The organism is Streptomyces sp. NPDC001617 (assembly GCF_053596855.1).
On sequence record NZ_JBSFHA010000007.1, the window covers coordinates 1 to 22,939 of the forward strand.

The 22,939-nt window shown below is 71.4% G+C and carries 22 protein-coding genes and 1 pseudogene; 16 read left to right on the forward strand and 7 right to left on the reverse strand.

Going from position 1 to position 22,939, the window contains the following annotated elements; all coding sequences use genetic code 11:
- Positions 1-310 precede the first annotated feature (310 nt).
- A complete protein-coding gene (locus ACWC09_RS07755; RefSeq protein ID WP_450849576.1) occupies positions 311-877 on the forward strand; it encodes a DUF6055 domain-containing protein in 567 nt (188 codons plus the stop codon).
- Between the two features lie 76 nt (positions 878-953).
- Here the strand turns inward: ACWC09_RS07755 and ACWC09_RS07760 are convergent, their stop codons facing one another.
- Positions 954-1,745, reverse strand: a complete 792-nt coding sequence (locus tag ACWC09_RS07760; RefSeq protein WP_450849578.1) for a maleylpyruvate isomerase family mycothiol-dependent enzyme — start codon at positions 1,743-1,745, stop codon at positions 954-956.
- 133 nt (positions 1,746-1,878) lie between these two features.
- On the opposite strand from ACWC09_RS07760, the gene ACWC09_RS07765 reads away from it, so the two are divergent.
- Together ACWC09_RS07765 and ACWC09_RS07770 are read left to right on the forward strand one after the other, a co-directional pair.
- Entirely contained in the window at positions 1,879-2,226 is a 348-nt protein-coding gene (locus tag ACWC09_RS07765) for a lipoprotein (protein ID WP_450849580.1), read from the forward strand.
- Between the two features lie 139 nt (positions 2,227-2,365).
- Positions 2,366-4,096 carry a dolichyl-phosphate-mannose--protein mannosyltransferase gene (locus tag ACWC09_RS07770; protein ID WP_450849582.1) on the forward strand — a complete coding sequence of 577 codons (1,731 nt, stop codon included), beginning with the start codon at positions 2,366-2,368 and terminating at the stop codon, positions 4,094-4,096.
- Positions 4,097-4,108: 12 nt separating this feature from the next.
- Here ACWC09_RS07770 and ACWC09_RS07775 read toward each other — a convergent pair whose 3' ends face one another.
- From ACWC09_RS07775 to ACWC09_RS07785, 3 genes and pseudogenes are all read right to left on the reverse strand, one after another.
- A complete protein-coding gene (locus ACWC09_RS07775) occupies positions 4,109-4,741 on the reverse strand; it encodes a GNAT family N-acetyltransferase (RefSeq protein ID WP_450849583.1) in 633 nt (210 codons plus the stop codon).
- A gap of 149 nt (positions 4,742-4,890) precedes the next feature.
- Positions 4,891-5,013 (reverse strand): hypothetical protein, encoded by a 123-nt coding sequence (locus ACWC09_RS07780; RefSeq protein WP_450849585.1) that lies wholly within the window; start codon positions 5,011-5,013, stop codon positions 4,891-4,893.
- Positions 4,992-5,331: pseudogene (locus tag ACWC09_RS07785) on the reverse strand (alkaline phosphatase family protein); the annotation flags it as partial. The gene ACWC09_RS07780 and the pseudogene ACWC09_RS07785, both read right to left, overlap by 22 nt.
- 317 nt (positions 5,332-5,648) lie before the next feature.
- On the opposite strand from ACWC09_RS07785, the gene ACWC09_RS07790 reads away from it, so the two are divergent.
- From ACWC09_RS07790 to tgmB, 11 genes are all read left to right on the forward strand, one after another.
- Positions 5,649-8,192, forward strand: coding sequence for a SpoIIE family protein phosphatase (locus tag ACWC09_RS07790; protein ID WP_450849587.1), 2,544 nt, complete (start codon positions 5,649-5,651; stop codon positions 8,190-8,192).
- A gap of 167 nt (positions 8,193-8,359) precedes the next feature.
- Positions 8,360-11,149, forward strand: coding sequence for a SpoIIE family protein phosphatase (locus ACWC09_RS07795; protein WP_450849589.1), 2,790 nt, complete (start codon positions 8,360-8,362; stop codon positions 11,147-11,149).
- Between the two features lie 134 nt (positions 11,150-11,283).
- Positions 11,284-12,126 carry a chitosanase gene (locus tag ACWC09_RS07800; RefSeq protein WP_450849591.1) on the forward strand — a complete coding sequence of 281 codons (843 nt, stop codon included), beginning with the start codon at positions 11,284-11,286 and terminating at the stop codon, positions 12,124-12,126.
- A gap of 158 nt (positions 12,127-12,284) precedes the next feature.
- Entirely contained in the window at positions 12,285-13,649 is a 1,365-nt protein-coding gene (locus tag ACWC09_RS07805; protein WP_450849593.1) for an FAD-dependent oxidoreductase, read from the forward strand.
- A 182-nt stretch (positions 13,650-13,831) separates the two neighbouring features.
- On the forward strand, positions 13,832-15,031 hold the full coding sequence (locus tag ACWC09_RS07810; RefSeq protein ID WP_450849595.1) for an FAD-dependent oxidoreductase: 1,200 nt from the start codon (positions 13,832-13,834) through the stop codon (positions 15,029-15,031).
- 28 nt (positions 15,032-15,059) lie between these two features.
- Complete coding sequence (locus tag ACWC09_RS07815) at positions 15,060-16,025, forward strand: DUF1152 domain-containing protein (RefSeq protein ID WP_450849597.1); 966 nt, start codon at positions 15,060-15,062, stop codon at positions 16,023-16,025.
- Between the two features lie 113 nt (positions 16,026-16,138).
- Positions 16,139-16,633, forward strand: a complete 495-nt coding sequence (locus ACWC09_RS07820) for a lamin tail domain-containing protein (RefSeq protein ID WP_450849599.1) — start codon at positions 16,139-16,141, stop codon at positions 16,631-16,633.
- Positions 16,634-17,065: 432 nt separating this feature from the next.
- Positions 17,066-18,238, forward strand: coding sequence for a hypothetical protein (locus tag ACWC09_RS07825; RefSeq protein ID WP_450849601.1), 1,173 nt, complete (start codon positions 17,066-17,068; stop codon positions 18,236-18,238).
- Between the two features lie 366 nt (positions 18,239-18,604).
- Complete coding sequence (locus ACWC09_RS07830) at positions 18,605-18,940, forward strand: YkvA family protein (RefSeq protein ID WP_450849603.1); 336 nt, start codon at positions 18,605-18,607, stop codon at positions 18,938-18,940.
- Positions 18,941-19,025: 85 nt separating this feature from the next.
- Positions 19,026-19,217, forward strand: a complete 192-nt coding sequence (gene tgmA / locus ACWC09_RS07835) for a putative ATP-grasp-modified RiPP (protein WP_450849605.1) — start codon at positions 19,026-19,028, stop codon at positions 19,215-19,217.
- Between the two features lie 17 nt (positions 19,218-19,234).
- On the forward strand, positions 19,235-20,218 hold the full coding sequence (gene tgmB / locus ACWC09_RS07840; RefSeq protein WP_450849607.1) for an ATP-grasp ribosomal peptide maturase: 984 nt from the start codon (positions 19,235-19,237) through the stop codon (positions 20,216-20,218).
- 6 nt (positions 20,219-20,224) lie between these two features.
- On the opposite strand, the gene ACWC09_RS07845 is transcribed toward tgmB, so the two are convergent.
- Positions 20,225-20,440 (reverse strand): hypothetical protein, encoded by a 216-nt coding sequence (locus ACWC09_RS07845; protein ID WP_450849609.1) that lies wholly within the window; start codon positions 20,438-20,440, stop codon positions 20,225-20,227.
- Between the two features lie 127 nt (positions 20,441-20,567).
- On the reverse strand, positions 20,568-21,023 hold the full coding sequence (locus ACWC09_RS07850) for a hypothetical protein (RefSeq protein WP_450849611.1): 456 nt from the start codon (positions 21,021-21,023) through the stop codon (positions 20,568-20,570).
- 175 nt (positions 21,024-21,198) lie between these two features.
- Here ACWC09_RS07850 and ACWC09_RS07855 point away from each other — a divergent pair, with 175 nt between their 5' ends.
- Positions 21,199-22,194 carry a GlxA family transcriptional regulator gene (locus ACWC09_RS07855; protein ID WP_450849613.1) on the forward strand — a complete coding sequence of 332 codons (996 nt, stop codon included), beginning with the start codon at positions 21,199-21,201 and terminating at the stop codon, positions 22,192-22,194.
- Here ACWC09_RS07855 and ACWC09_RS07860 read toward each other — a convergent pair.
- Positions 22,180-22,431: a DUF5133 domain-containing protein gene (locus ACWC09_RS07860; protein ID WP_450849615.1), complete on the reverse strand. Its 252-nt coding sequence runs from the start codon at positions 22,429-22,431 to the stop codon at positions 22,180-22,182. The genes ACWC09_RS07855 and ACWC09_RS07860 overlap by 15 nt on opposite strands.
- A gap of 171 nt (positions 22,432-22,602) precedes the next feature.
- Here ACWC09_RS07860 and ACWC09_RS07865 point away from each other — a divergent pair, with 171 nt between their 5' ends.
- On the forward strand, positions 22,603-22,938 hold the full coding sequence (locus tag ACWC09_RS07865; RefSeq protein ID WP_450849617.1) for a hypothetical protein: 336 nt from the start codon (positions 22,603-22,605) through the stop codon (positions 22,936-22,938).
- The last annotated feature ends 1 nt before the right edge of the window (position 22,939 follow it).

Genomic DNA, 22,939 nt, shown 5'->3' on the forward strand with positions numbered 1-22,939 from the left:
TTCCGTCCGGCGCACCAACTCGACACGCTCAGCCTCGGACAACGTGATCGCCACAGCAGACGGTCCCGAATGCGACATGACAACAGGGTACTTACTAACCCTCAGGATTTCTGGCGCAGCACACTAGAGAACTGACCCGTGGTGTCAACAGTGCCGAACGGGACGGTTGTTGTCTGGAAATGGGAGCGCTCCCATGCCACCATGGCGCAGCTCCGTCAGGGACCCGGAGTCGAATCCTTCGTCGAACGGAGGCCCCCACCTGCAGGTCACCGCATCCTTACTGCTGAGATGCGCACGTCGGACAGCCGTCGTGCTCGCCCTCTGGGCGCTGGCCGCGGCACTCGGCGTCGCCCCCGCACACCCGGCGGCACCCTCTGTCGCGCCGACCGCGGCAGCGGCCAAGAGCGTCTACATTCCGCCCAGTTGGGCCGCGACCGGCGAGGTTCCCTGGGCCCAGAACCGCACCAGGGAATCCGCGAACTTCATCCTTCTGTGGGGCGAGAAGTCGGGCACGGACCCGAAGTCCGCGCCGGCGGACTACCGGTTCGACCCCGACGACATCCTCGCCCAGCTGGAGAGCCTGTACGCCTACTACGTGAACACGATGAAGTTCACCCCGGAGGCCGGGCTGCTGGCCCAGTACAAGATCGACGTGATCATCACGCGGACCTGGAACCGCACCGAGCTGGACGCCTGGGCGACGGGCGGCTCGGCCGACGACAAGGTCGGCGTCATCAACATCGCGCCCGGCGCCGCGTTGCCCGGTTCCTGGGGTCTGGCCCATGAACTCGGGTCGAGCCGTCAGAAAAAGTGCATTCTCACGATAATTCGGACTCTACAGGTAATCCACATAACAGGCTTTCCCCCCATCCAGTAAAGCAACGGCATCGCGTCCAGAGGCTCGTCCAGGGGCGGGGCCGCCTGTCCCGGTCACGAGGGCGAAGCCCGCGCCGCTAGGCCTCCAGCCAGAAGCCGGTGCGGGTCAGCCACAGGTCGAGCAGGGCCGTGTCGCCCCGGGTCACCACGGCGGTTGTCGGGCGGCGGTAGAGGAAGAGGAGGAGGTCCGTCACCGGTCCGCACACGGTCACGGCGGCCTCCTCCTCACCTCCGGTGCGCCAGACGGGCCGTTCGCCGCGGAGATCGACGAACCACCGCCCGGCCCCGGCCGAGTCGAACCGGAGTGTGCGACCGGGGCCGAGCAGGCCGGATGCGTCCGGCCCGGGCTCGTACGCCTCGGGGACCGTCGCGAATTCCAGCCACTCCTCGACCGCGTCGACCGCGAGGGTGTCGTCGAGCGTGAACCGCCCGCCGGTCGCCAGTACCGCGTCGGCGCGGTGGACGACCGTCTCGTGCGTCATCCTCCGGGCCCAGAACAGCGTGGTCTGTTCGATCGACTCGGCGTCGCTGGGCGTCCACACCCGCAGATCGGGCCCGGCCTCGCGCAGGGCGGCGGCGAGGGCCGTGGCGCCCTCACCGAGCCAGGGGCCGAGCGCGTCGCCGTCCAACTGGGCGTAGAAGTCCGGGTCGTCGACCGAGTCGTCGGAAGTGGGTTCGGTGGCTCGTGTCCGTACGATCTCCTCCGCCCACCGGTGGTCCCCGCCCACGTGCCGCAGCAGTCGGCCGAGGTCCCAGCCCGGGCAGGTGGGCACCGGCGTGGACGTGTCCGCGCCCTTGGTCCGGCGGATGAGCAGGTCGGCCTGGGTGACGATTGCGCGACAGTAGTGGTCGAAGGCCGCCGAAGTCATCCGCTCATCATGCGCCACCGGCGCGGCCGTCGCACTCGGATACCGTGTCCGGCCTGATCGACGGGAGACCCGGAGATGCCGGTCCGAGCGAGGAACACACGACGGGGCTGGTAGCACGCGGCTTTGCTGGGGGGTGCTGACGGGCTGCGCGGAGGCGTCGGAGGAGACGACGCCGGCGAGCGCCGCGGCGGCGGCAGACCCGTCCGGGGGCGGCACCCAGGTCGCCGAGAGGGGCGGGACGATCGGGGCTGCGGGCTCGGCCTGTGAACTCCCTGTCACGTTCGCCATCGCCGAGGTCTGGACGGCGGAAGCCGTCGAGAAGAGCTCGGGCGGGGCGACGTACCGCACTTCACCACGAACGGGCCAAGGGCGTCGAGATCACCACGGCCCTCGCCGTGAACGGTGGGCAGGGTGCGCAGACTCAGCTCGTCCTGAGGGCCCGGCACGCATTCCGGGGTCGCGTGGACCATGCCCTCCTTGATCTCGTCCCGTTCCGGGCCGGCCGCTGACGACGATCAGGGTGGGGCGTGAGATCACGCGCCCGCTGAACCAGAAGGTGCTCGACAGGTCCGTCTCGAAAGATCGCCGCGGCTCGTACGGGCGTTCCCTACGATGAGCCGGTGACGAGTAACACCTCCACCCGGCACGGCGTCGACGAGGACGCGCGGTCGACCGCGGTGCCCGACCCCTCCTCCTGGGCCGGCCGGCTGCAGCGCTTCGGTCATGTCGCGCGTCCGCGTACCGACACCCGCGAGCGTCTGGTCCCGCCCTTCCCGCAACCGGCGCCCCGCCTGCTGGCGTTGATGGGCAGAGGGCCTTGGCCGGCGGACCGGGTGGCCGGGGCGATGGGCTGGCTGGGGCCGATCCTCGTCGCCGTGTTCGCCGGGGCGCTGCGGTTCTGGCGGCTGGGCAGTCCGCGGGCGGTCGTCTTCGACGAGACGTACTACGCCAAGGACGCCTGGTCGATGCTGCGGCTCGGCTACGAGGGCACCTGGCCGGACCGCAAGATCGCCGACCCGCAGATCCTCGCCCACCCCCAGGTGATCTCGCTCTCCGACCCCGGCGCCTTCGTCGCGCATCCGCCGATGGGCAAGTGGGTGATCGCCGTCGGGGAGGCGATGTTCGGCCTCGACCCGTTCGGCTGGCGGTTCATGACGGCGACGCTCGGCACGCTGTCGGTTCTGATGCTGTGCCGAATAGGGCGCCGGCTCTTCCGCTCGACGGCGCTCGGCTGTCTGGCCGGGACGCTGCTGGCCGTCGACGGTCTGCACTATGTGATGAGCCGCACCGCCCTGCTCGACCTGGTCGTCATGTTCTTCACCCTGGCGGCGTTCGGCTGTCTCCTCGTCGACCGCGACCGGGCACGGGCCCGCCTCGCGGCCGCCCTCCCCGTCGACGCAGACGGCTTCGCCCGGCCCGACCACGACGCCGGCACCCGTACGGGCATGGGTCCGCGCCCCTGGCGGATCGCGGCCGGCGTCTGCCTGGGCCTGGCCGCGGCGAGCAAGTGGAACGGCCTGTACTTCCTGGTCTTCTTCACCGCCCTGACCGTCCTGTGGGACGTGGGCTCTCGTCGGGTGGCCGGGGCGTGGTTCCCGTACCGGGCGGTGCTGCGCAGGGACCTGGGCTGGTCGGTGCTGTCCCTGGTGCCGGTCGCCCTGCTGACGTATCTGGCGACGTGGACGGGATGGTTCCTGTCCGACAAGGGGTACGCCCGTCACTGGGCGGACGGCCGCGGCGGCACCTGGGCGTGGATTCCGGCCCCGCTGCGCGGCCTGTGGCACTACGAGCACGCCGTCTACCAGTTCAACGTGGGTCTGCACACCCCGCACCGCTACCAGTCCAATCCATGGAGCTGGCTGGTCCTCGGCCGACCCGTGTCGTTCTACTACCAGTCCCCCAAACCAGGCCGGCAGGGCTGTCACAGCGCCACCCCGTGCTCGCAGGAGATCCTCGCGCTGGGCACTCCGCTGCTGTGGTGGACGGCGTGCGCCGCCCTCGTCTATCTGCTCTTCCGGTGGGCGCTGCGCCGCGACTGGCGGGCGGGGGCGGTGCTGTGCGCGGTGGCGGCCGGCTATCTCCCGTGGTTCAACTACCAGGACCGGACGATCTTCTCCTTCTACGCCGTCGCGTTCGTCCCCTACCTGTGCCTGGCCGTCGCGATGCTGCTCGGCGCTCTGCTCGGACCGCCGGGGGCGAGCGAGGCGCGCCGGGTGCGGGGCGCGGTGGCCGCGGGGGCGCTGGTGCTGCTCATCGCCTGGAACTTCATCTACTTCTTCCCCCTGTACACGGGCCAGGTGATCCCGTACTCGGACTGGCACGCCCGGATGTGGCTGGACACCTGGATCTGAGGCCGGGGCAGCTCACAACGCCTCCGAGTCCCCTGTCGTACGCCCGAGATAGGTGACCGGTCCCGGGTCCGGCACCTCGATCTCATGGAAGCCGAGACGGTCGTAGAAGGCCCTGGCCGGCGTGTTGGCGGTGACCATGGAGAGGTGGACCGCCGGAACGCCCCGGTCGTGGAGGGCTTGCAGGAAGGCGCGCATCAGAGCACGGCCGTGGCCGTGGCCCTGCCAGTCGGGGAGCAGGTCGATGTGCAGGTGGGCGGGGTAGGCGGCGACCTCGGGGACGAGCATCCGCTCGGGATGGTGCAGCAGGGGGATCATCGCCTCGTCCGGAGTCCGTGGCGGCCCGGCGGGCTCCGGGTGGCGGTCGGCGACCAGGGGCAGCCACTTGGTGCGGAACTCCGCGACGAAACGCGGGGTGTCGGCAGTGCCGAGGATGTACCCGACCGCATGACCGAGGCCGTCGTCGAGGACGAACGCCAGCTCCGGTTCCAGATGGACGTAGGGGGCCGCGAAGGTCGCCGGGAAGATCGAGGGGTCCGCGTAGACCGGTCGGCTGTCCTCGCCGTTGTGCGCGGTGCGGACGCAGATGTCGTCGAGGGCCTCGCGGTCCTCGGGGCGGTAGGGGCGGATGGCGGGAGTCGAGGTCACCGCAGCATCCTGCCGACTTGGGAGCGCTCCCACAAGCCGGCGGGGTGGGCTGGGGCTTGGGCAACGTTGCCACCTCTTCCTTCGCCTTCTCCGGCTGCTCCGCCGTGTTCAAAAGCCTCGGAGGCGACCCAGACGCCCACCGTCCAGGGCTAGACGATGATGGCGGACACCCGGATGTCACCGCCGTTGGGGAGTCCCTGGACGTACTCGTCGGGCGTGCTTGGCAGGGTGGACGCGCTCGCCTCGATCTTGGGCTGTTCTGGCGCGTGCAATAGCCCCTCACGTACGGGCCGTTGACGCCGGTCGGCCTTGCGGTCGGCGGGCAGCCACTGGTCCGTCTTGCCGCCGTTCCAGGTCCGGTGCCGCACGGACCAGGCGTGGCTGGTGGACGGGTTCACGGCGTCCGGCTGGTGGAAGACGGACCGCCCGTCGTCGAGCCGCAGCGCGTGCGGGTCACCGAAGCCTCGGACACCCGAGAGGGCGCCGAAGCAGTGGTCGAACGACTGGTTCTCCTGCATCAGCATGACGACGTGTTCGATGTGCCGACAGCGCACGGGCCACGGATCACTCTCCGCTCGAGGCGATGGGGGGCGTCAGGGGTGGGCGACGATCAAGTGACCAACGTGCGGCAAGGGGTTGGTCAAGTCGTCGCCGGGGGCGAGGGGTTGGAACGGCGAGGGCGCCGACGGCGCCGACTCGCGGAGCCGGGATCACCGCCGTACTCGATCACCCGTGGCCGGTCGGCACGCCCGACCCGAGAGCGCGGCGGCTCACCCGCAGGGCGCCGGCCGAGCCGTCCTTCCCGCGGTTCCCGAGATCCGCACCGTCCTCCCGGGTGCGCCGGAGGCCCCTGGTGGCGCATTCTTGCTGTGTCACCCGCTGGGCGGGCACGGACGAGGTAAGGCCGATGACTGGGAGCGTGGAGGACACACACCGGACGCCCGGGCAGCTGGCCACGCTGCTGATCGACGCCTCGACAGAGGCGATCGGCGCGGCGAGGGGCCACGCGGGAGGGGTCTATCTGCGCTCCGGCACGCCCGGACTGCTGCGGCTCGCGGTGCTCGCAGGGCTGCCCGGCCCGCTGTTCAAGGCCTGGTGGCGGATGCATGTGGACCGGCCGTTCCCGGTGGCCGACGCCTATCGGCTGGGCGTCCAGGTGGTGCTGCCGAACGCCACCGAGACGATGCGCCGCTATCCCCAGTTCGCGGCCGGGCTGCCGTTCCAGTTCGGATCGCTGTACGTGCCGGTGGTGGGCGGCACGACGACCTTCGGGGTGCTGACCGTGCTGCGTCCCTCCGCCGCGGACGCCGCCGAGCTGATGCAGTGCCGCGATCGCATGGTGCGGTTGGCCGAGGACCTGGGCGCGGCCCTGCTGCGGCTGGAGGACGGCCGCGCCGGGCCGTCGGTCGCGTGGGACGGCGAGCCCGTGTGCGTACGGCCGCCCGGTACGCGCCCGCCGGCCGGGCGGGCCGGTGGCTTCGCCTGGGATCCGGTGACGGACGTGGTGACCGCGGACGAGCGGCTGCCCGTCCTGCTCGGCATGCCGGCCGCGGGGCTGGGCTCCGGGGTGCGGGAGCTCGCCGAGGCCGTGTCCCCGGCCGACCCGCAGCGGGTGCTGGCCGCGCTGCGGGAGACGGCCGCGGGCAGACCGCCGCCCCTGCCGCTGTATGTGCGGGCCGAGGACGACGCGCTGCGGCTGGTGGAGCTGTGGAGCCCGTACGCCTCCCCCGCCCCACCCGGCACTCCCTCGGGCACACATCCCGTCAGGGGATTCGTCGTCGATCCGGGGCCCGGCGCGGCGGCCGACGCGGCGGCCGATCTACTGCCCGAGGGCGTGCTCTGCCTGGACCGGCTGGGCATGATCCTCTACGCGAACCCGCGCGCCAGACAGCTGCTGCACCGCTCCCGGGCCGAGCTGCTCGGCCGCGCGCTGTGGGAGGGCGTGCCCTGGCTGAACCAGCCGACCTGCGAGGACCATCTGCGCAGCGCCCTGCTCTCACCCGACCCGGTGCGCTTCCACGTGGGGTTGCCGGCCGGGGAGGCGGACGAGCCGCCGTACGAGAGCGCCTGGCTGGATGTGTGTGTCTATCCGGGGCCTGATGTGCTGACCTGTACCTTCCGGCCGGCGAACCGGGTCGCGGCCGCCGCCGACCTCGCCCCGCCGCTCGAGGCCGACGAGCAGGTCGCCGCGGTCCCGGCCGGGGCCGCGTCCATGGCGCCGCTGTACCGGCCCATCGTCCTCGCCATCGCCCTGACGGAGGCGGTCACGGCACGCCAGGTCGCGGCCGTGGTGATGCGGGAGCTGCTGCCCGCCTTCGGCGGCGGGCGTCTCGCCATCTACCTGCTGCAGGACCGGCATCTGTACCTCTCCTGGGAATCCGGCTTCCCCAAGGGGTTCCTGGCCCCCTTCGAGGGGGTCGGCCTGGACGCCCATCTCCCGGGCGTGGAGACGCTCACCAGCGGACGGCCGCTGTTCTTCGACTCGATGCAGCAGCTGACGGCCGCCTATCCGGGCATCGCGCTGGACGCCGCGCAGGGCGCCCGCGCCTTCCTGCCGCTGATCGCCTCGGGGCGCCCGGTCGGCTCCTGCATCCTGGGCTTCGACCGGCCCCGCACCTTCAGCAGCGAGGAACGGGCCGTGCTCACCGCGCTCGCCGGACTCATCGCCCACGCCATAGAGAAGGCACAGCGCTACGAGAACGAGGCCGCCCTCGCCCGGGGCCTGCAGCAGGCCCTTCTCCCCCGGCGGCTGTCCGTCCATCCGCAGGTGGAGACGGCCGGACGCTATCTGCCCGGCACCCAGGGCATGGAGGTCGGCGGCGACTGGTACGACGTCGTGGAGGCCGGGGACGGTCTGGCGCTGGTGATCGGCGACGTGCAGGGACACGGAGTGCAGGCGGCGGCCACGATGGGGCAACTGCGGAGCGCGGTAAGGGCGTTCGCGCTCGGCGACCGCTCGCCCGACGAGGTGCTGAGCGGCACCAACCATCTGCTCATCGACCTCGATCCCGGCCAGTTCGCGAGCTGCTGCTACATCCGGCTGGATCCGGCCTCGGGTCTGGCGCGGGCCGCCAACGCGGGACATCCGCCGCCGCTGCTGCGCCGCCCGGACGGTCACACGGAGCTCGTGGACCTGCCCGGCGGAGTGGTCCTCGGGGTCGATCCGCAGGCGCGCTACCCGGTCACGGAGCTGCTGATCGAGCCGGGCGCCGTGCTGGCTCTGTACACGGACGGACTCGTGGAGCGGCCCGGCGTGGACATCGACGAGGGCATCACGGCCCTGCGGGTGGCCCTCGCGAAGGCGGGCTCCCCGGCCGCCCGTCCCGGCCGCCGGCCGCTCGCGGGCATCGCCGACCGACTCACCGCGACGGCCCGGCACACGGCCGACCGGCCGGACGACATCGCCCTGCTGCTGGCGACACGGCGTGTCGCACAGAACAACGGGCGGTGAGGCGACACCCCCCTTGGGCCGTCGACCAGTTGACGGAGCATGAGGTGACGGCCGCGCTGCCGTGAACCCCCGGGTGACGCGTCACCTCGTACCGCGGCCACGGCACGTCCCGTCACCCTCTGTGACGCCTCTCGCCTCCTGCGGCTCGGCAGTGTAGACATGGGCACATGGTCCGACTTCCGGACCGTTCCGGGACCCGGTCCACCCGCCGTCCCGGCGGTCTCCGTGCCCGGCGCGCGCCCGACGGTGCCCGTCACGTGCACAGACGGCGCACGGCGTGGCCGCAGGCACGCGACGCGGACACGGGCCCTCCGGAGCAGGGGCGGACCTCGGGACTGCGCTCCGCACTCGCCGGACGCAGCATCGCCAGGCAGGTGTTCGTCCTGCAGGTGGTGATCGTGCTCCTGCTGGTGGTCGCCGCCGTGGTGGCGCTGTACCTCCAGGTACGGCACGACAGCACCCACGAGGCCCGCAACCGGTCGGTCGCGGTCGCCGAGTCCTTCGCCAACGCGCCGGGCACCCGCGAGGCACTGAGCAGCCAGAACCCCACGGCGATCCTGCAGCCGCGGGCGGAGGCGGCCCGCAAGGCGACCGGCGTGGACTTCATCGTCGTCATGAACACCGACGGCATCCGCTACACCCACCCCAAGCCGGACCGGATCGGCAAGAAGTTCGTCGGCACCATCGCGCCCGCGCTGGCCGGGCAGACCGTGATCGAGGAGGTCAACGGCACGATCGGGCGGCTGGTGCAGGCGGTCGTGCCGATCAGGGCGCCGGACGGCAAGGTCGTCGGCCTGGTCTCGGCGGGCATCACCACCAAGAACCTCACCGGCGCGGCCAACCGGCAGCTACCGCTCGTCCTGATGGCCGCGGCCGTCGGACTCGCCCTGGCCACCGGCGGCACCGCGCTGGTCGGCAGGCGTCTGCTGCGCCAGACGCACGGCCTCGGCCCGCACGAGATGACCCGTATGTACGAGCACCACGACGCCGTCCTGCACGCCGTGCGCGAAGGCGTGCTCATCGCCTCGGGCGAGGGCCGGCTGCTGCTCGCCAACGACGAGGCACACCGTCTGCTCGACCTGCCCGAGGACGCGGAGGGCCGGCACGTCCTCGACCTGGGTCTGCCCGCCGACACCGGCGAGCTGCTGGCCTCCGGCCGCGAGGCCACCGACGAGGTGCACCTGGTCAAGGACCGGCTGCTGGCGGTCAACCAGCGCCCCACCGACGTCCAGGGCGGCCCGCCGGGCAGCGTCGCCACCCTCCGTGACTCGACCGAGCTGCGCGCCCTCTCCGGCCGAGCCGAGGAAGCACGCGAACGGCTCAACATGCTCTACGACGCCGGAGTGGGCATCGGCACCAGCCTGGACGTCACCCGCACCGCCGAGGAGCTGGCGGAGCTCGCCGTGCCCCGGTTCGCCGACTTCGCGACCGTGGACCTGTTCGACGCGGTGCTCGGCGGCGGCCAGCCGGGGACGGTGTCCCCGTTGCGCCGTACCGCGTGGAGCGGGATCCGCACGGACGCCCCGCTCTACACAGTGGGCCGGCAGATCAAGTTCGTCGACTCCTCGCCGCAGGCCCGCAGTCTGCGCTCCGGACAGGCCGTGCTCGAACCGGACCTGGACCTGGCGCCCGGCTGGCACGCGCAGGACCTGGAGCGGACCGCGCAGGTGGTGGCGTACGGCATCCACTCGCTCATCACCGTGCCGCTGCGGGCCGGCTCGCTGGTGCTGGGCGTGGTCAGCTTCTGGCGGTCCGAGAAGCCCGACCCCTTCGACGCGGACGAACTGGCCCTCGCCGAGGAGCTGGTGGCCCGGGCCGCGGTCTCCATCGACAATGCCCGCCGCTACACGCGCGAGCACAGCATGGCCGTCACCCTGCAGCGCAGTCTGCTGCCGCGCACGCTGCCCGAGCAGTCCGCGCTGGACATCGCGTACCGGTATCTGCCCGCGCAGGCCGGGGTCGGCGGGGACTGGTTCGACGTGCTGCCGCTGTCCGGGGCCCGGGTCGCGCTCGTGGTGGGCGATGTCGTCGGGCACGGGCTGTACGCCGCGGCCACCATGGGCCGGCTGCGTACGGCGGTGCACAACTTCTCCTCCCTCGACCTGCCGCCCGACGAACTCGTGGCCCTCCTGGACGAGTTGGTCGGCCGTATCGACCAGGACGAGGCCGGCGAGGACGGCAGCGTCCCGGTCACCGGCGCCACCTGTCTCTACGCGATCTACGACCCGGTCGCCCGGACCTGTACCGTCGCCCGCGCGGGCCATCCGCCGCCGGCCCTCATCAAGCCCGACGGCAGCGTCACCTTCCCCGACGTGCCCGCAGGTCCCCCGCTCGGCCTCGGCGGCCTGCCGTTCGAGACGGCCGAGCTCCACCTGGAGGAGGGCAGCCGGCTCGTCCTGTACACCGACGGTCTGGTCGAGGACCGGGACCGGGACATCGACGAAGGGCTTGAGCTGCTGCGCGGGGCGCTGGAGCGGGCCGGCGAGTCGCCGGAGGACACCTGCCGGGCCGTGCTCGACTCGCAGCTCCCGGCGAAACCCAGCGACGACGTCGCCCTGCTGGTCGCTCGCACCCGGGCGCTGCACGCCGACCGCGTGGCCGAGTGGCAGGTGCCGTCCGACCCGGCGGCCGTCGCCCGGGCGCGCGCCTCCGTCAGCCGGCAGCTGGCTGAATGGGGCCTGGACGAGCTGACGTTCACCACGGAACTGATCCTGAGCGAGCTCGTCACCAACGCGATCCGCTACGGCGCCGATCCCATCCGCATGCGTGTGCTGTTCGACCGCACCCTGATCTGCGAGGTCTTCGACAGCAGCAGCACCTCGCCGCATCTGCGGTACGCGACGATGACGGACGAGGGCGGCCGGGGTCTGTTCCTGGTGGCGCAGGTCGCCGAGCGCTGGGGCACCCGCTACACGCCCGAGGGCAAGGTCATCTGGGCCGAGCAGCCGCTGCCCTGAGCGACCGTCTTTCGTCGTTCCCTACGAACTTCTGCCGCACCGGGTGTTCGACACGTCGAACTTCTGATAGGAAACCTTCCTATCAGAGTGACGCACGGCCAACTCCCCACCCCCCACTCCCTCTTGGAGCATCCGTGAGGAACCTTTCCAGTCCTCCCGCACACCCCGTCCTGACCTCCCGCCGCACTCTCCTGGCCCTGATCGGGGCATCACTCGCAACAGCACCGCTCCTCCGCCCCGCGCACGCCTCCGCCGCGGCCTCGAGCTGCACGGGCCTCGACACGGCGGCGAAGAAGGAGATCGCCATGAAGCTGGTGTCGAGCGCGGAGAACTCCTCGCTCGACTGGAAGGCGCAGTACAAGTACATCGAGGACATCGGCGACGGGCGCGGCTACACCGCCGGCATCATCGGCTTCTGCTCGGGCACCGGTGACATGCTCGACCTGGTCCAGCTCTACACGGACCGCAAGCCGGGCAACGTTCTGGCCAAGTACCTCCCGGCCCTGCGCGCGGTGAACGGCACCGACTCGCACGACGGCCTCGACCCGAACTTCCCCAAGGACTGGCGCAAGGCCGCCCAGGACACCGCCTTCCAGCAGGCGCAGAACGACGAGCGCGACCGCGTGTACTTCAACCCGGCCGTGAAGCAGGGCAAGGCGGACGGGCTCGGCACACTCGGCCAGTTCACGTATTACGACGCCATCGTGATGCACGGCGACGGCGACGACCCGACCAGCTTCCGCAACATACGCAAGCGGGCCCTCAACAAGGCGAAGCCGCCGGCGCAGGGCGGCAACGAGACGACGTACCTCAACGCCTTCCTGGACGCGCGCGTGTGGGCGATGAAGCAGGAGGAGGCCCACAGCGACACCACCCGGGTCGACACCGAGCAGCGGGTCTTCCTGCGCAACGGCAACCTCTGCCTCGACACGCCGCTCAACTGGAAGGTGTACGGCGACAGTTACCACATCAGCTGACCCTGACGCGGGTCCGCGTCCGTGAGGTCGTAGCCTTGAACCCAGGTCATAGAGTCGATCTATGAGCTCATAGACCGGACCCGCGTACCGACTTAGGCTTGCCTTAGTTTAGGCTTCCCGTTCGAGTCGATCCATCGCCGCTCGAAGGGAACCTGATCATGCCCCGCCCCCTGCGGGTAGCCATCGTCGGAGCCGGCCCCGCCGGGATCTACGCCGCCGACGCGTTGCTCAAGTCCGACGTGGCCGCCGAACCCGGTGTGTCCATCGACCTCTTCGAGCGCATGCCCGCGCCGTTCGGACTGATCCGCTACGGCGTCGCCCCCGACCACCCCCGCATCAAGGGCATCATCACGGCCCTGCACCAGGTGCTCGACAAGCCCCAGATCCGTCTCTTCGGCAACGTCGACTACCCGAACGACCTCAGCCTGGACGACCTGCGCGCCTTCTACGACGCGGTGATCTTCTCGACGGGCGCGACGGCCGACCGCGAGCTGCGCATACCCGGCATCGAGCTGGACGGCTCGTACGGCGCCGCCGACTTCGTGTCCTGGTACGACGGCCACCCGGACGTGCCGCGCACCTGGCCGCTGGAGGCGGAGAAGGTCGCCGTGCTGGGCGTCGGCAACGTCGCGCTCGACGTGGCCCGTGTCCTCGCCAAGACGGCGGACGAGCTGCTGCCGACGGAGATCCCGCCGAACGTCTACGACGGCCTGAAGGCCAACAAGGCGCTGGAGATCCACGTCTTCGGCCGACGCGGCCCGGCGCAGGCGAAGTTCTCCCCGATGGAGCTGCGCGAGCTGGACCACTCCCCCAACATCGAGGTCATCGTCGACCCCGAGGACATCGACTACGACGCGGGCTCGATCGAGACCAGGCGCGGCAACAAGCAGGCCGACATGGTCGCCAAGACGCTGGAGAACTGGGCGATCCGCGACGTCGGAGACCGCCCGCACAAGCTGTTCCTGCACTTCTTCGAGTCGCCCACCGAGATCCTCGGCGAGGACGGCAAGGTCGTCGGCCTGCGCACCGAGCGCACCGCCCTCGACGGCACCGGCAACGTCAAGGGCACCGGCGAGTTCAAGGACTGGGACGTCACCGCGATCTACCGCGCGGTCGGCTACCTGTCGGACAAGCTCCCCAAGCTGCCCTGGGACATCGACTCGGGCACCGTCCCGGACAAGGGCGGCCGGGTCGTCCAGGAGTCCGGCGAGCACCTCCGGTCGACGTACGTCACCGGCTGGATCCGGCGCGGCCCCGTCGGCCTCATCGGCCACACCAAGGGCGACGCGAACGAGACGGTCGCGAACCTCCTGGACGACTACGCGAACGACCGCCTCCAGAGCCCCGCCTCGCCCGAGCCGGAGGCCGTGGACACGTTCCTCGCCGAGCGGAACGTCCGCTTCACCACCTGGGAGGGCTGGTACAAGCTGGACGCCGCCGAGAAGGCGCTGGGCGAGCCACAGGGCCGCGAGCGCGTGAAGCTCGTCGAGCGCGAGGACATGCTCCGGGCGAGCGGCGCCTGACGAGACCGACAACCGAACGCCGGCCGTGCCACAGGGGCACGGCCGGCGTTTTCATGCGGACGCTCACCGGCAGCTACGAACGAGCGCCGAGCTCGTCCCATGGGAACCCCGGCCGCCGGTCGGGCGTTCTCACAGGTACGCGTACGTCCACGGGGGCCGTACCGACACAGGCGAGGTGGGGCGTGGTGCGGGTCCTGGTGATCGGCGGGGGGATCGCCGGGGCGGCTACGGCGCTGGCCCTGCACAAGGCGGGGCTGGACGTCGACGTGTACGAGGCGCACCCCGACGCGGCCGAGGACCTGGGCGCGTTCCTCACCCTGGCGAGCAACGGCATGCGTGCCGTGGCTGAGCTCGACGCCTCCGCCGCCGTCACCGCGCTCGGCTTTCCACTGACCTCGATGCAGGTCCTGGACGGTGCGGGCACCGAGCTGGCGCTGGTGCCACTCGGCGAGGCCGGCGACCCGCTCCTCCGGTACCGGTGCCTGCGCCGCGGCGACCTGGGCTCCGGACTGCAGTCGGAGGCCGTGCGCCGCGGCATCGCCGTCCACCACGGCGCCCGGCTCACCACCGTCCAGGAGGACCCCGTCGGCGTCACGGCACACTTCGCCGACGGCAGCACGGCGAGGGGCGACCTGCTGATCGGCGCCGACGGCCTGAACTCCAGCGTCCGCGGGGCGATCGGCCCGGCCGCAGGGCCGCTCTACGCCGGCCAGCGCGTCTTCTACGGCTACACGGACGCCGCGTCCCCGCCTGCCGGCGAGGCGCGCATCACGATGATCCGCGGCAGCGCCGCCGCCTTCGGCTACGCCGTGTCACCCGGCGGCGAGACGTACTGGTTCGCGCGCGTGTCGGGCGAGCCGCTCCCCGCCGAGGAGATCGCCCACGGCACGCCCGCCGAATGGCGCGAGCTGCTCCTTCCGTCGCTGCGCGAGGACGCCACCCCTGCCGCGGACATCGTCGCGGCCACCGCCGACGACGTCCTCGTCACCAACGCCACCGAGATTCCCATCGGCACACCATGGCGCTCCGGCCGCATCCTGCTCATCGGCGACGCGGCCCACGCGGCCTCCCCGGCGACCGGCCAGGGCGCCTCGATGGCCCTGGAGGACGCCGTGATCCTCGCGAAGTGCCTGCGCGACGCGCCGGACACGGCCTCGGCCCTCGCCCTCCACGAGGAACTGCGCCGCCCGCGCGTGGAACACAACATCACCGTCAGCGGCACCATCTCGCGAGGCGCACCCACCCCGTCCCCCGCCCGCCGGGGTGCACCGCCCTCGCGGCCGGGAGACGACGAGCTGGTCCGTCTGCTGGCGTGGGAGTCCGACGTGTGGGCGGCGGCGCGAGGGGTGGAGCAGGAGCAGCAGGAAAAGGCCCACCCCTGACACCCCCTCAGCCTGTTAGCGTCCCCCGGTGTTCTCCCTCATAGAGCCCCCTTTCTTCACCCGCCTGCACGACGCACGGCGCGTCCTCGTCGCCGGCGCGGGCGGTGGATTCGACGTGTACGCGGGTCTTCCGCTGGCGCTCGCGCTGCGGTCGGCGGGGAAGGAGGTGCATCTGGCCAACCTCTCCTTCGCCGATCTGTACGGGCTGGACCTGGATGTGTGGCTGGAGGCGGATGTCGCCGCGATCCGGCCGGACACCTCGGCGCGTGGGGACTACTTCCCGGAGCGGACGCTCGCCCGGTGGCTGGAATCGCAGGGGCTGCCGGCCACGGTGTACGCGTTTCCGCAGACGGGGGTCCGGCCGTTGCGTGCGGCGTACCGCGCGCTCGTCGAGCATCTGGGCGGGGTGGACGCCGTGGTGCTGGTGGACGGTGGCACCGACATCCTCATGCGGGGCGACGAGCACGGGCTGGGCACACCCGAGGAGGACATGGCCAGCCTCGCCGCAGTGACCGGGCTCGACGAGGTACCCCAACGGCTCGTGGCCTGCCTGGGGTTCGGGGTCGACGCCCACCACGGGGTCAGCCACTCGCTGGTGCTGGAGAACCTGGCCGCGCTCGACCGCGCGGGTGCCTACCTGGGCACGTTCTCGCTGCCGCGCGAGAGCCGGGAAGGCGCCCTCTACCTCGACGCGGTGGCTCACGCGCACCGCGGCACACCCGACCACCCGAGCATCGTCAACGGCTCCGTCGCGGCGGCCGTACGCGGCGACTTCGGCGACGTCAGGTTCACGGAACGGACCAAGGACAGCGAACTGTTCATCAACCCGCTGATGTCCCTGTACTTCTGCGTGGACGCCGTCGGCCTCGCCCGCCGCAACCTCTACCTCGAACGGATCGAGAACACCGCGCTCATGCGCCAGATCAGTTCCGCGATCCAGGACTTCCGTGACGGACTGGCCCACCAGCGGCCGCCGCGCGCGTATCCGCACTGACTACGGCCGGGCAACCGGACGGCACCATTTCGGTGAACTCGCCTCCCGAATCCGCCCAGTTGTATACGCTCCAGATTCTTCACGAAACATCCATACAGGGGGGGCAGATCTCCATGCGTATACGCCTTGTCGCCGCGACCGCCACCGCCGCGGGCGCGCTCGCCGTTCTGGCGGCCGTCCCGGCCCACGCCACCGAGTACTCGTCGGCGCTGAAGATCAAGGGCATCCAGTACGACGCCCCCGGCAGAGACTCCAACAACTGCACCACCGGGAACACGAAGGACGAGTACCTGACGATCAAGAACTACTCGTCCGGCACGACGGTGAACCTCAAGGGGTACGTGGTCAAGGACAAGGCCGGCAACAAGTTCACCTTCACCAAGAACCACTACCTGCAGCCCGGCGACTACGTGAAGCTCCGCGGGGGCCACGGCACCGACTCGGACAGCAAGAACGTCGTCTACCGCAACAACTGCAACTTCATGTGGAACAACGACAAGGACACGATCTACGTGTACAAGCCGTCCGGCAGCGGCGCCGACTCGCACTCCTACACCAAGAGCGGCAGCGACCCCGACGGCAACGGGTACATCACGTTCCACGGCTGACGGCCGAGGAGCGGGCGAGCAGCAGACCGAGCGCGGCCGGAGCCACGGCGCCGCAGTCCGCGCTTCGGTCCGGGCGGCGGGGGCCCGGGCCGAGTCGGCCATGGCGGGGAGCAGGACAAGGGACGCGCCCCTCACCACGCAGCAGAGCGCACAGGCCATGTGCCGAGGGGCAGGGCGGCGTGTCAGGGCGATGACCCGGAGGGGATGGAACAGGACCCGCCCCAAAGCGGATGGTGGGCGGGCCCTGTTCGCGGGCGCCATTGTGGCGGGGCCGGGTACCCGAAGGGGATGTGTGAACCGTCCCGGTCTGAAGTGGATCGCTCGCGCCCCGAGTGCGCCGCGCACATCCCGTGTGCCGCACCCCGCCCGATCTCCGAGAAAGGGCAACGACGATACTGGTACACGCACGTTCCCCCGCTCCCAGATGGACCCATGCGCATCTCCCCCAGCGTCCGCCCGACCCCTTCGACCACCCTGTGGCTGGCCCGCGGCCGGCACACCGGGTCCGACGCGGCTGCCGCCGTACGGCGCACCCTGCACCGCCTCACAGTCGGCGAGGTCCTCGACGACCATCTCGAGATCCCGGATGCCGAGAGCGGCTCGCGGAAGATCTTCGAGGCGCGCTGGAGGGTCGCCGGGACGGTGACCGTGCGCGCCCGGCTGACACTCGAACCCGTCTCCGAGGACGGGCAGGAGTGGGTGCTGGCGGCGGAGGCGGAACGCGCGTGGGACCAGGAGTGGCCGTCCCCCGCCACCATGTTCTGGCCCGACGAGCCGGACACCGCCTGGGACCACGAGCCCGCCACGGGGCTGCGCCTGCGCGCCGCCAACCACCTCCCGACGGAGGACAAGGAGATTCGGCGGCTCCTCAGGAGCTCGGTGCGCGACGGCTGGAGCATCGACCTGGTCGTGCACGAGGCGATGACACCCGACGCGCGCGGACAGCGGCCGCTGGGAGAGCTGCTGCCGCCCGGGCTGCGCCACCGGATGCTGGAGCACCGCGCCGCTCCGGAGCAACTGCGCATCGTGAACCGCGCGTTGCGCGAGTTCGGCGTGCAGGTCCCGCGCGGCGGCGCCGTCCTCGTACCCCCGGACCCGGCTCCGGCCGGCTTCGCCCCGGACGACTTCGCCGTACGTACCGTCTTCCTCGACGGCTCGCACCCCACTGAGCTCGTCGACGCCCTCACCCGCTACGCCGCTCTCGCCCTGCCGCTGCCGGACGGCGCCGAAGAGGCCGTCACCGCGCTGCGGGACGAGTGGCAGCTGATGACCCTGGAGGAGCAACTCGTCCGCGAGCGTGGGCTGGTCGCCATGTACGCCGAGGCGCTCGAGGCGATGACCAAGTCCCGGGACCTGTACCGCGAGGCCGCCGAGCGGGCCCACGAGGCACTGGCCGCCTTTCGCGAGTCCGGTACGGCAGCCGCGGCGCCGACACCGCAGCCGCCCGCCGCGCCCGCCGGGTCGCCGTTCCAGCAGCTGACGCGGACCCTGGAACGCCTCAAGGACACGGCCAAGGCACTGCGGCCCACGCCCACCGCCGACGGCGCGACCAAGGAGCCCGACAGGGACGGGACGGCCGAACGGCCCCAGTCCACCGGCGACTGAGCCCCTGGGACGGAAGCGTCGGCGGCCAGTCCGTGCGGCGCCGTGCTGCTGCCGGCGGTCGTGCGGGGGTGTACCCGACGCGGGTGCCTGTGCGGCCTGCGGGAGGGCGGCGGCCGTGAGCAGGGCTGGCCTCGGGGCAGGGCGCCGAAGCCGCTGTCGACGGTCGCCCCGCTTCGTCCGGGGACTGCGGTCAGGTGACGTCCTCCACGGACCCAGCCATGACCAGCGGCCACCACCGCGCCGCGCCGCTCGGGTGAGCCGGGGCATGAGCCACGCCTCTCTTCTGAGGTGAGGTACGTACGAACGTCCGATGCGGGAATCCGAGAAGAGGGGCGCGCGTCCGGCACGCCGTACGGAGGGAGATCCGTGGATACGACCACAACGGTGATCGTCGTCGCAGCGATCATCGCGGCACTCCTGCTCGCGGCCGCCGTCGCCGTACTCGTCCGGCTGGTGCGGGCCCGGCGCGATCTGCGCAGGGCCGGGCTGCCGACCGGACCGCGCTGGGTCTTCTGGGGTGCCGTCCTCTACTTCGTGTTGCCCGTCGACCTGCTTCCCGACCCCGTCTACCTGGACGACATCGGCGTCCTTCTGCTCGCGCTGCACACTCTGCGCGCTCCACTTCGTGGGGCTTATGGTCACAAATCCCCCTTGACTACGCAGAGTAAGGAAACCAATCACTCGTTCGATTCGTATAAGTGACTGGAAGGGCAAGGCAGTCGGCGCACCGGGCGGCTCCCCAGGGCGGGGACCGCGTGGACGGCGCAGCACTGACGAGGGAGAGACCATGCAACCGTTCGCGCTCAACTACGCACGTCCGGCGGTGGAGTTGGAGGCCACGACTCCGTACGTCTACGACTGTGGGCAGCAGTTGAACGTACTCATGGACGGCCGGATCGCCGCCGGTGACCTCGCACTGCTGAGAGAGCTGGGGACCACGACGTCCACCGCCGGCTCGAAGACTCACTTCGACGACTGAACGCGGAACCGCCGACCATGACCGTGCTGATCCTGACCTGTGAAGAGGATGTGACCGCAGACATGGTGGTCGTGCACCTCAACGCGTCCGGGGTCCCGGTGGTGCGCCTCGACCCCGCCGACCTCCCGGGCGGTGTCGCCCTGTCCGGCGAGTACGTGCACGGCGCCTTCCGCGGCCACCTCCAGTCCGCGGGCCGTCTGGTGAGCATCACCGGCCTGCGCTCGATATGGGTGCGCAGGCCGGGCGCCCCGGGCACGCGGGCGCCCAATGCCTCCGACTGGCTGGCCGAGGAGTCCGCCCAGGCGTTCTACGGCATGCTCCGGGGCAGCGGCGCCCGCTGGATGAACCACCCCGACGCGGCCCGCCGGGCCCGCCACAAGCCCTGGCAACTGCGGCTCGCCCAGGACTGCGGGCTGCCCGTGCCGGCCACGCTGATCACGACGTTCCCGCAGGCCGCCCGCGAGTTCGCGGAGCGTTACCCGGACCTGGTGGTCAAGCCGGTCTCGGGAGCGCATCCGCAGGATCCGCCGCGTGCGGTGCCGACCAGCAGGGTCGCGCCGGACGCGGACTTCTCCGCCGTGGCGTTCGGGCCGACGCTGCTGCAGCGGCGGGTCGCCAAACGGGCCGATATCCGGCTGACCGCGGTGGGCGAGCGGATGCTGGCCGCCCGCAAGGCGACCGCCGAGGGCGCCGATCCGGACGACGTGGACGTGCGCTTCGCCCCGGGGGACGTGCCGTGGCGGGCCGTCGACGTACCGCCACGGATGGCCGACGCCGTCCGCTCGTATCTGCGCCGGGCCGAACTGGCCTACGGCGCCTTCGACTTCGCCGAGGACGCCGACGGGACCTGGTGGTTCCTCGAGTGCAACCAGTCCGGGCAGTTCGGGTTCGTCGAGGTGGAGACGGGTCAGCCGATCGCCCGGGCCGTCGCGGAGTGGCTCGCTCTTCCGCGTGCCGAGCCGCAGCGGCACGTCAACGGCTCCAACGCCACAGTGTGTTGAGAACGGTCAGAGGGGCAGCGGGCCGGACGGCAGCGCCGTCCGCTGCCATCCGGCACCCGGGGAGGCGGGGCGCTCGGGAGCGGAGAAGGCGCTGAAGGACTGCAGTGGACGCATGGCGTACTCCAGTTCGCGCCGCACGCGCTCGGCCTCCCTACGAGCCTGAAGGGGGATGTCGCCGCGCTCGGCGACAAGTCGGTCGTAGATGGGGGAATCCTGGAACACCCGTCAACGCGCCTTTCGTATGGCGGCCCATAGGTATGGGCACAGTTGTCGAGTGTAAGCGGCACGGCACACCGTGGCGTGAATTCCCCCGCAGCACTTGACGTCCGCACGACGGGCCGTTGGTCGTTCAGGCACCCGTGGTGGAGCCCGGGCGCACGATCATCAGGACCGTGACGGTGGCCCACAGCAGGTTGAAGACGCCGGTGAACATGGCGAGTTGCACGGTGCCGGACCGCTCGACGGACCGCCGCGCGTCCAGTTGGCCGAGGAGTTCGTCCTGGCGGGGCAGGACGAAGGCGATCAGGATGGCCGCGGCGATCGCGGTCAGTGTGATGGACGCGACCAACCAGCCGCTGGCCAGGACGCCCATCGCGCCCGCCGTGGCGAGTCCGAGCGCGGGTACGGCGATCCCGATGCCCGAGTAGACACGGCAGATGCGGTGCAGCACCCGGACCGTGCTCAGCGCCGACGCCTCGGTACCGGCCTGGCGCACCGCCGGCGGGAACATGCTCGCCGCGACGGTCACCGGGCCGACGGCCACGATCGCGGCCAGGACGTGGAGGGTCAGCAGAACCTTGGTCATCAGGCGCCTTCCGGGGTTCGATCACTGGTGCCCGGCTCACGCTAGGGATCTTCGAGGCGACCGCACAGAGGCTGAAATGACAGCTTCCAACGAGTTCTCGCCAAGCTGCTCTGAAGCGCCTCCGGGGGCTTTGCCAGGTCATCATGTTGGCGGGAATCCGCCTATCGTGACGTTCATGCACTCCGTGGCGATCCTCGCGCTGGAACATGTCGTGCCGTTCGATCTGGCGGCACCGCTCCAGGTGTTCGACTGGGCACGGCTGCCGGACGGTCGCAGGCCGTACCGCGTGCGGGTGTGCGCCGAGAAGCCGGAGGTACGCGGGGACGGTCTCGCGCTGCGCGTCGACCGGGGCCTCGAGGCCCTGGCGGACGCCGACACCGTCATCGTGCCGGGCTGCGCCCCGGAGGCGGGCCCGACGCCGGAGCCCGTGCTGGCGGCCCTGCGGGAGGCGGCCGCGGGCGGCACCCGGATCGCATCCGTGTGCGTGGGCGCGTTCGTCCTGGCGGAGGCGGGTCTGCTGGACGGTCTGCGCGCCACCACGCACTGGGTCGCGGCCGGCGATCTGGCACGCCGCTTTCCGCACGTCGAGGTGGAGCCGGACGTGCTGTACGTCGACAACGGCCAGATCCTGACCTCGGCCGGTGCGGCGGCCGCGCTGGACATGTGCCTGCACATGATCCGCCGGGACCTGGGCTCGGCGGTGGCCGCCGACGCGGCCCGGATGTGCGTCATGCCCCTCGAACGGGAGGGCGGGCAGGCCCAGTTCATCGTGCACGAGCAGCCGCCCGTACCGCGCGGGTCGACTCTCGAACCGGTCCTGGAGTGGATCGAGGACAACCTGGCCGACGAGATCACCCTGGGCGCGATGGCGGCGCGGTCGGGGCTGAGCGAGCGGACCTTCAGCCGACGGTTCCGCGAGCAGACGGGGTCGACGCCGCTGCAGTGGCTGCTGCGGGCGCGGGTACGGCGGGCCCAGTATCTGCTGGAGAACAGCGACCGTCCGATCGAGCGGATCGCCCGGCAGGCGGGGTTCGGCTCTCCGACGGCGTTCCGCGAGCGGTTCCGCCGGGTGGTCGGGACCACTCCGCGGGCGTACCGGACCGCGTTCCACGGGCGTACGGCCGCCCCGGCGGGCGGCTCCCGAGGCGCCTCGGCGTCAGGCGGCCGGTGACAGGCAGTCGTCCCCGCACCGGTGCCCGGCCGTCATCCGCCGGGAGGCACGCAACAACGCATCCGCTCGCACGATCGCGTCCTGCACGTCCGTGGCCCCCATCGTGGCGCACAGCCTGCGGCTGACCTCCGTCAACTCCCGTGCCGTCCGGGGCGTGTCGCCCTCCGCCTGGGCGATGCGCAGTGACGCGTATCTGGTGAGCAGGGTTCTGACGGCCTTCGGGTCCGCAACGAGCACGAAAACGCCCCTCTCTCGGTTTTCGCCTCGTGTTCCCGGGGCACCCCCGGGTCAACCCCATCTTCCGCACCCCGTACCACAATTGACGCAATACCACCGCTCGACCCGATTCCCCGGGCTCCGCGAGACGTTGAGCAGAGAGTAACGACCCCCGCACGAACGGTTACCGTCATGACCCGCTCCGGCCGTCTCCTCTGCGCCCTCTACCTCGCCACCAGCGGCGGGCTCGCCTGGACCACGGTCCTCGAGTTCCGCGGCGGCCCGCTGTGGGCCGCGTTCCTGTGCGCCGCCGCGAGTCTGGTGCCCGTCATCGCCGTCGTACGGGAGACGCTCATCCGCGACCTGCGCGCCGCGGCGCCCCGGTCGCGCCGTCCCGTCCGTTCGGCCGCCGAGGAGATCGTCCGCGAGGAACTGGACGCGGCGTGCTGCGAGCGCTGGTGGACGAGCCTGGGCACCGACCACGACGTGACCTGCCCGCACCGGGTGCCGCGCAGCAGCGCAGCCTGAA

Excerpts from the sequence above, each read along its gene's own strand:
- ACWC09_RS07820 (WP_450849599.1), top strand. The coding sequence starts at position 16,139 with ATGCGTATACGCCTTGTCGCCGCGACCGCCACCGCCGCGGGCGCGCTC.
- ACWC09_RS07850 (WP_450849611.1), bottom strand. The coding sequence starts at position 21,023 with ATGACCAAGGTTCTGCTGACCCTCCACGTCCTGGCCGCGATCGTGGCC.
- ACWC09_RS07825 (WP_450849601.1), top strand. The coding sequence starts at position 17,066 with ATGCGCATCTCCCCCAGCGTCCGCCCGACCCCTTCGACCACCCTGTGG.
- tgmB (WP_450849607.1), top strand. The coding sequence starts at position 19,235 with ATGACCGTGCTGATCCTGACCTGTGAAGAGGATGTGACCGCAGACATG.
- ACWC09_RS07855 (WP_450849613.1), top strand. The coding sequence starts at position 21,199 with ATGCACTCCGTGGCGATCCTCGCGCTGGAACATGTCGTGCCGTTCGAT.
- ACWC09_RS07795 (WP_450849589.1), top strand. The coding sequence starts at position 8,360 with ATGGTCCGACTTCCGGACCGTTCCGGGACCCGGTCCACCCGCCGTCCC.
- ACWC09_RS07790 (WP_450849587.1), top strand. The coding sequence starts at position 5,649 with ATGACTGGGAGCGTGGAGGACACACACCGGACGCCCGGGCAGCTGGCC.
- ACWC09_RS07865 (WP_450849617.1), top strand. The coding sequence starts at position 22,603 with ATGACCCGCTCCGGCCGTCTCCTCTGCGCCCTCTACCTCGCCACCAGC.
- tgmA (WP_450849605.1), top strand. The coding sequence starts at position 19,026 with ATGCAACCGTTCGCGCTCAACTACGCACGTCCGGCGGTGGAGTTGGAG.
- ACWC09_RS07805 (WP_450849593.1), top strand. The coding sequence starts at position 12,285 with ATGCCCCGCCCCCTGCGGGTAGCCATCGTCGGAGCCGGCCCCGCCGGG.
- ACWC09_RS07760 (WP_450849578.1), bottom strand. The coding sequence starts at position 1,745 with ATGACTTCGGCGGCCTTCGACCACTACTGTCGCGCAATCGTCACCCAG.